Raw genomic sequence first — 6,129 nt, forward strand, 5'->3', positions numbered from 1 at the left:
GGTCGAGTCGTTGAAGAAGTACGAGAGTTGGACGCCGACGAACTTCATGGGCCTTCACGGGGTGGGCGACTCCGACGATAACGACGGGCGCGCCGCGGCGGTGCCGGCCTCGAGGGCGGGATGCGTGTGGAAGAGGAGAGGTGTGCCGGCTGGGACGCGTCGGCCTCGAGGACGAGGAGAGGTCCACCGACCTCGAGGTCGGTCCAGGGCGGAGGAGGGGAGGTTTTCTTGGATGGCGGTCTCGAGGCCGTCTGCCACAACGCAATCCTCATCAGAGTCATCCTCGCGCACGCGGGGATCCATGGGTCTCACGGCCGGCCTCGAGGTCGCTGTCAACGGTTCGGTCTCTATCCTCGAAACCCTCGAGGTCGGACCGAACGTCGTGCCTCCTCACCCCGTCCCACAAGGAGAGCCGGTAGAAGAGAGGAGGCCTGCACGGTCCGCGCACCCCTTTCAAACAGTCATTCCCGCGGAGGCGGGAATCCAGGGCGTCAGGGCACATCGGCGCTCGCCACTCTGGATTCCCGCCTCCGCGGGAATGACGGGAGTGGGAGACTCGCGAGAGAGCCTCCTACCAGTCGCTGAGAGGCCAGTCGCTGAGAAGAGACCCTGTCTGCGACCTCGAGACTGGTCCGACCTCGAGGTCAGAAACTCCGCGCCTCCCGCCGTCCTCAAGGTTGAGCTGACCTCGACCCACCTCGCACACAACCCCTCTTCTCTTTCGCACCTCTCGCATTCCGTCCGACCTCGAGGACGCGTCCTACCCCGCCGCCTTCTCCGCGTCTGGGATCCAGCCGTTCGCGACGGCCTCGGCGTAGCCCTGCGCGCGCAGCACCGACGCCGAGTTGTTGAGCTTGCCGTAGCCCCAGTCGTGCTTCTCGGACCGGTCGCCGTGGTAGTCCGTGTGGCTCATCTCGCGGACGACCTGGAGGACGTTGAGCCCGCGGACCGTCCCCAGATCGGCGGCCAGCTTCCACGTCTCGGCCTTGACCAGGTGCATAAGCGGCGTCCAGACGTGGATCGGCGAGCCGAACGCCAGGCTCAGCGTCTTCTCTTGGGACTCGGCGAAGTCGGGGCGGCAGTCGGGGTAGCCGGAGTAGTCGTTCTCGCACATCCCCGCGACCAGGTGCTTAATCCCCTTGCGGAAGCCGTACGAGGCCGCAGCCGTCAGCATGAGGGCGTTGCGGCCCGGCACGAACGACGCCGGGAGTTTGGGCATCAGCGGGTGCTCGGCGCCGGTGTCTCCACCCTCGTCGGCCATCAAGGCCGAGCCACCCAGCAAGCCGCGCGCATCCAAGACGGTGTGGGGGACGCCCGCCGCGTCGGCGATCTGGCGCGCCTGCTCGAGTTCGACGGCGTGGCGCTGCCCGTACTCGAACGACACGGCCTCGACGCGGTCGAAGGCGCCGTAGGCCGGTGAGAGCGCCCAGAACAGGCACGTCGTGGAGTCCTGGCCTCCGGAGAACAGGACGATGGCAGAACGGGCGTCGTCAGGCATGAGGAGAAGATCGCACATGTAGACCGTGACCTCGAGGTTTTGCAAAGACTGCGCCGACGCTCACGAGAGCGCCCGGCACCCCGTTATCCTCCGCCTGCCTCCTCTATCCGCATGGCCGACCTCGACCCCACCGACCGCCTCGACGACTTCCACGCCCGTGCCTTAGAGCACACCAAGGCGTCGCTGGAGCACATGTCCCGCTACGGAATCGAGCCTGAGGGCCGCGTCGCGCTATTTCTGCCGCCGGACACGCGCCAGGCCGAGATCCACCGGATGCCGTACGAGCACGCCGCGCGTCAGGTGGTCACCTATGAAACCGAGCCGGGCGAGTTTTCCGCCCTGTGCCCGTTCTCGGGCCTGCCGGATTCGGGAACGGTCCGCATCGAGTACGTGCCCGGGTCGTGGCTCGTCGAGCTCAAGAGCTTGAAGTATTACCTCTTGAGCTGGCGCCACGTTGGGTCGGCTCAGGAGGACGTCACAGCGCTCATGTTCGAGGACTTGATGCGCCACCTCGAGGACCCACATCGCCTGATTGTCTCGACCGACTACACCGTCCGCGGCGGCATCCACACGGTGTGCTCCGTCGACAGCCGCGACCAGCCGGTCCACGACCTCGAGGTCGGCGGCGACGGCGCGGCGTAGGCTCCCTCCCATCGGACGCGGCATCGAGGACGAGCCGCCCGTACCACCACCTCCATGAAGAAGATCGTTGCCCTGGTCGTCGTGCTGGGTCTGCTCGGAGCGGGCGCCGTCGCCTGGCTGGCGTTCACGCCCAACACCGTCGGCGAGGAGCGGGCGTCGGTCCGCCTGCCCGAAGGGACCACGTTCGAGGCCATGCTCGACTCCCTCGAGGCCGCCGGCGCGCTCGGCTCGCGCTCGTCCTTGACGACGTTCGCGACGGCGACGGGCTGGGCCGACCAGGTCAAGCGGGGCCACTATTACATCGAGCCCGGCATGAGCAACTGGGACCTCATGAACAAGATCAGGAAGGGGTTGCGCGACCCGATCCGCATCACGATCCCACCGGGATCGAGGCCGGAGCGGACCGCGCGCGTGCTGCGCAACCAGCTCGGGACGGACTCGACGGCGGTCGCCCAACTCTTGCGCGACCCCGCGTTCGCCGACTCGCTCGGGACCGACGTCGAGCACTTGCACGGCCGGATGCTGGCCGAGACGTTCGACATGTACTGGACCGACGACGCCGAGACGGCCATCCGCCGCATCCACGACCGCTACGAGACGTTCTGGACGCCGGAGCGTCGCGCCAAAGCGGACGCCCTCGGGCTGTCGCCGGACGAGGTCGTCACGGTCGCGTCCCTCGTCGAGTGGGAGGCGCGTAAGCCGGAGGAGCGCCGCCGGATCGCGGGGCTCTACCTCAACCGCCTTCTCGGCCGAACGCAGGCGGGCACGATGCGCCTACAAGCCGACCCAACGGTCCAGTTCGCACTGATGGAGGAAGGCGGCGAGCCCCAGATGCGGCGCCTGTTCTTCCGCGACTACGCCTTCCCGAGCGCCTACAACACGTACCAGATCGACGGCCTGCCGCCCGGCCCGATCACGAACCCCTCGGACGGCACCATCGACGCCGTCCTCGACAACGAGGAGCACGACTACCTCTTCTTCGTCGCCGACGGGACGGGCGGCCACGACTTCAGCCGGACGGTCGCGGAGCACAACGCGAAGGCCCGACGTTGGAGCGCGTGGCTGAGCCGGCAGGTCCGGGAGCGGGACGCGCGCGAAGCCGCAGAGGCGGCTGGGGAATAGGGCGCGGCCTCGAGGTCAAGACGCGTCCTCGAGGCCGGACGGAATGCGAGAAGGGGTTGGTCGACTGCGCCCTCGAGGTCGGGTCGGCCGCCCAGGTAGCAAGTGCTTTCGGGCGTCCCCCGTAGCTCCGTTGGAGAAGCTGCGTTCTAGCTGACGACCTCGAGGCCGAAAGCGAGCGGCTCGTCCTCGAGGCCGAGACCTTCCCCAAGCTCTCGGCACCGTCTAACGCGTGCCCTCGAGGACGAATCTCCCCCAGCGCTGAACCTGGCGCGGCGTCTGCCGATACTGAGGCCCTATGAGTCCGGTCCTCACGCTCGCCGCCGCCCAGCTCCGGGCCGACCTTCGCCACCGGCGCTCCGGCAAGCTCAGCGCCGGGCGCCTGGCGACGACCGTGATGGCGTACGGGTTCTCGGGCGCCGTGCTGGCCCTGTCGCTCGGAGGCGCACCTCCGGAGCAAGCCCTGTTCGTCGGGTCCAGCTTCGGGATGGTGTTGGCCGCGTTCGGCATCGTCGGGTCCTACGATGACCTGATGGGACGGCCGCGCGACAACGCGTGGCTCACGACGCTGCCTGCGACCGAGGCCTCGCACTACGGCGCGAGGCTGCTCGGGATCGGCGTGTACGTCGGGCTCATGGCGATCGGCGTCGCGCTCCCCGTCGCCATCCGCGTGGCGGCCTCGAACGGACTGGCTCTCGGCGTGCTCGTCGGCACCGGAATCACGTCCGCGATCGTGTGGACATCGCTGGCCGCCCTCCTTTTGCTGTGGACGCTCACGCTCACGCTCCCGCGCAAGCCGCTCCGGTGGGCCATCGGCATCGCCCGAGCGGCCCTGATCGCAGCCCTCGTCTTGGGGTTTCAACTCGTCGGCGCTCAGGCCCAGGCGCTCGATTCGCCGTGGTGGCCCGCAGCCTGGCTCGCCGACGCGTTCAGCGGCCGACCGACGGCTGGGCTCGGCCTGCTCCTGCTGTCTCTCGTTGGGTTCGTGATCGCGTTCGGCTTCATGATTCCGCACCAGTATTTCGACCTGTTGCGTCGCCTGGCAGACGGCGCGCGCCGCGATGGGTCGAGGTCACGTCTAGGCCGCCAGCTGAGCGCCCCTGAACGCTGGCTCGTCCGTCCCGGCCCCGTTCGAGCCGCCTACGGGTTCGCCGCCGCGGCCTTCGCCGACGACCGTCTGGTCCGAGGTCGACTGTGGCCCGCCGCGATTCTGCCGGTCGGGTTCGTCGCGTTCGGCTGGCTGAGCGGAGGCCTGGGGAGCGTGGTCGGGTTCGGAGACGTGGGCGCCCTCGAGGGCACGCTGCGGGTGCTCCAGAACTCGACGACCCAGCTCCACCTATCAATCATCGTCGTGCTGCTGTTCTGCGTGCAGTCGCTCGTCCAGACCGTCCAGCACTCCGACCATGCCGACGCGTCCTGGGTGTTCAGCGTGATCCCGGACGCGCCCCCACGAGTGGTCCAACTCGGCGCCCACCAGGCGCTGACGTGGCGCGCGTTGTTTCCGCTCCACGTCGCGATCGCCGTCGGGATGGCCGCGACGATGCCCGCCCTCGATGCCGTCCTGCACGCGGGCTACTGGTTCGCCGTCTCCGTCCTGGTTTCCCGTTCGTTCGCCGTCGCGACCTCGACGCCGCCGTTCTCACGCTCGTCCGACAAGTTCGACGCCGCCCGGCGGTTCGTCCCGCTCCTGGTCTCGATCCCGGTCGGCGTCGGCGTCTTGATCGTCCAGGTCGCGGCGTTTACCTCGAGGACGACGGCCGGCGCGGCGATTTTCTTGTTGCTGGCCCTCTCGGCGCTCTTGGCCGAGATCGTGATCCGATGGCCTCGAGGACGGGCCAGGGCACCGGTCTCGGACCTGGTTCCGACGCCGCAGCCGGCGTAGCCTCGGGACGTCCTCTGCCCCGCCGTGCTCGCTCGCCTCGTCCTGCTCCTCACCGTCGCCCTCAGCGGGTGCACGGCCTCGAGGACGGTCTCAGACGGCCACATCCAGGCCTCGAACATCGGCGTCACCGCGGTCGCGACGCTCGCCTCGAGGGCGGCCCAGGGGAAGCTCCACTCCTCCGAGGACGTGGCGACGGCGCTGGGCGCGGGCGCGCTGAGCGGTTTGGGGTTCTACCACTCGAAGGCCCTCGCCGCTCGGGGACGGTTCGGGACGGCGCTCGCGCTGGGCTACGCGTCGGCCTCGATCGCCGAGAACGTGGCCGAGGGCGAGCACATCCTGGGCGCGGTCCGCTACGGGTTCGGACCCCTCGACGTCCGCCTGCGGACGCCACTATCGAGGCGGGACCGCCCGCCCGCCGTCCTCGAAATCAACGCGGCCAGCGCAACCACGATGGCCGCCCTCCCCATCTTGGGCTACCGCCCCGACCTCGAGGCCGGAGCGCTCGTGTTCCGGGGTGACGGCCGCAGCACCGAGACCGACCCCGACCGGATCGGGTTCGCCATCGGGCGGACGGTCGGCCTGGACACGGACCGTGCCGACGTCGTCGCGCACGAGATGGTCCACGCCATCCAGTCGCTCCACGTCGGAGCCGTGACGCCGGGGTACCGCGTCGCCCTCGAGGTCGGGCCGGTGCCGGTCGCCGTCCAGGTCGACTGGGGCCTGGCGGCGACGGGCGCGCTTCACCTGGTCGTCCCGTACGAGAACCGGTGGACGGAGGTCGAGGCGTTCTCCCTCGTCCCCGAGGACCCGTGCATGGGCGTCTGTCCCGTAGACATGAGAACGGCCCCTGCTGGAGTCAGCAGGGGCCGTTGAGTCGAGACGGAAGGCCGGCTAGTTGCCGCCGCGGCGCGACGAGCGGCCAGACGACCTCGAGGACGAGGACCGCCCGGAGCGGCTCGCGCTCGAGTTGCTGCGCGACCTCGAGGGC

5 protein-coding genes are annotated in these 6,129 nt (G+C 69.3%); 4 read left to right on the plus strand and 1 reads right to left on the minus strand.

The window, feature by feature from the left end:
• Window positions 1-760: 760 nt before the first annotated feature.
• Complete coding sequence (gene queC, locus WBA11_RS02230; protein ID WP_424519100.1) at window positions 761-1,498, minus strand: 7-cyano-7-deazaguanine synthase QueC; 738 nt, start codon at window positions 1,496-1,498, stop codon at window positions 761-763.
• A 111-nt stretch (window positions 1,499-1,609) separates the two neighbouring features.
• Here queC and queF point away from each other — a divergent pair, with 111 nt between their 5' ends.
• The 4 genes from queF (at window position 1,610) to WBA11_RS02250 (ending at window position 6,014) form a co-directional block, all read left to right on the plus strand.
• A complete protein-coding gene (gene queF / locus WBA11_RS02235; RefSeq protein ID WP_424519101.1) occupies window positions 1,610-2,140 on the plus strand; it encodes a preQ(1) synthase in 531 nt (176 codons plus the stop codon).
• A 54-nt stretch (window positions 2,141-2,194) separates the two neighbouring features.
• Entirely contained in the window at window positions 2,195-3,262 is a 1,068-nt protein-coding gene (gene mltG, locus WBA11_RS02240) for an endolytic transglycosylase MltG (RefSeq protein WP_424519102.1), read from the plus strand.
• Between the two features lie 295 nt (window positions 3,263-3,557).
• The gene (locus WBA11_RS02245; protein ID WP_424519103.1) at window positions 3,558-5,141 is read left to right on the plus strand and encodes a hypothetical protein; all 1,584 of its coding nucleotides are present in this window, start codon (window positions 3,558-3,560) and stop codon (window positions 5,139-5,141) included.
• Window positions 5,142-5,165: 24 nt separating this feature from the next.
• A complete protein-coding gene (locus tag WBA11_RS02250) occupies window positions 5,166-6,014 on the plus strand; it encodes a hypothetical protein (RefSeq protein ID WP_424519104.1) in 849 nt (282 codons plus the stop codon).
• Window positions 6,015-6,129 lie beyond the last annotated feature (115 nt).

Origin of the sequence: Rubrivirga sp., from assembly GCF_049648075.1 — a bacterium.
Classification (GTDB): Bacteria; Bacteroidota; Rhodothermia; order Rhodothermales; family Rubricoccaceae; genus Rubrivirga.

Coding starts and splice junctions, on each gene's coding strand:
- queC (WP_424519100.1), bottom strand. CDS start 1,498: ATGCCTGACGACGCCCGTTCTGCCATCGTCCTGTTCTCCGGAGGCCAG.
- queF (WP_424519101.1), top strand. CDS start 1,610: ATGGCCGACCTCGACCCCACCGACCGCCTCGACGACTTCCACGCCCGT.
- mltG (WP_424519102.1), top strand. CDS start 2,195: ATGAAGAAGATCGTTGCCCTGGTCGTCGTGCTGGGTCTGCTCGGAGCG.
- WBA11_RS02245 (WP_424519103.1), top strand. CDS start 3,558: ATGAGTCCGGTCCTCACGCTCGCCGCCGCCCAGCTCCGGGCCGACCTT.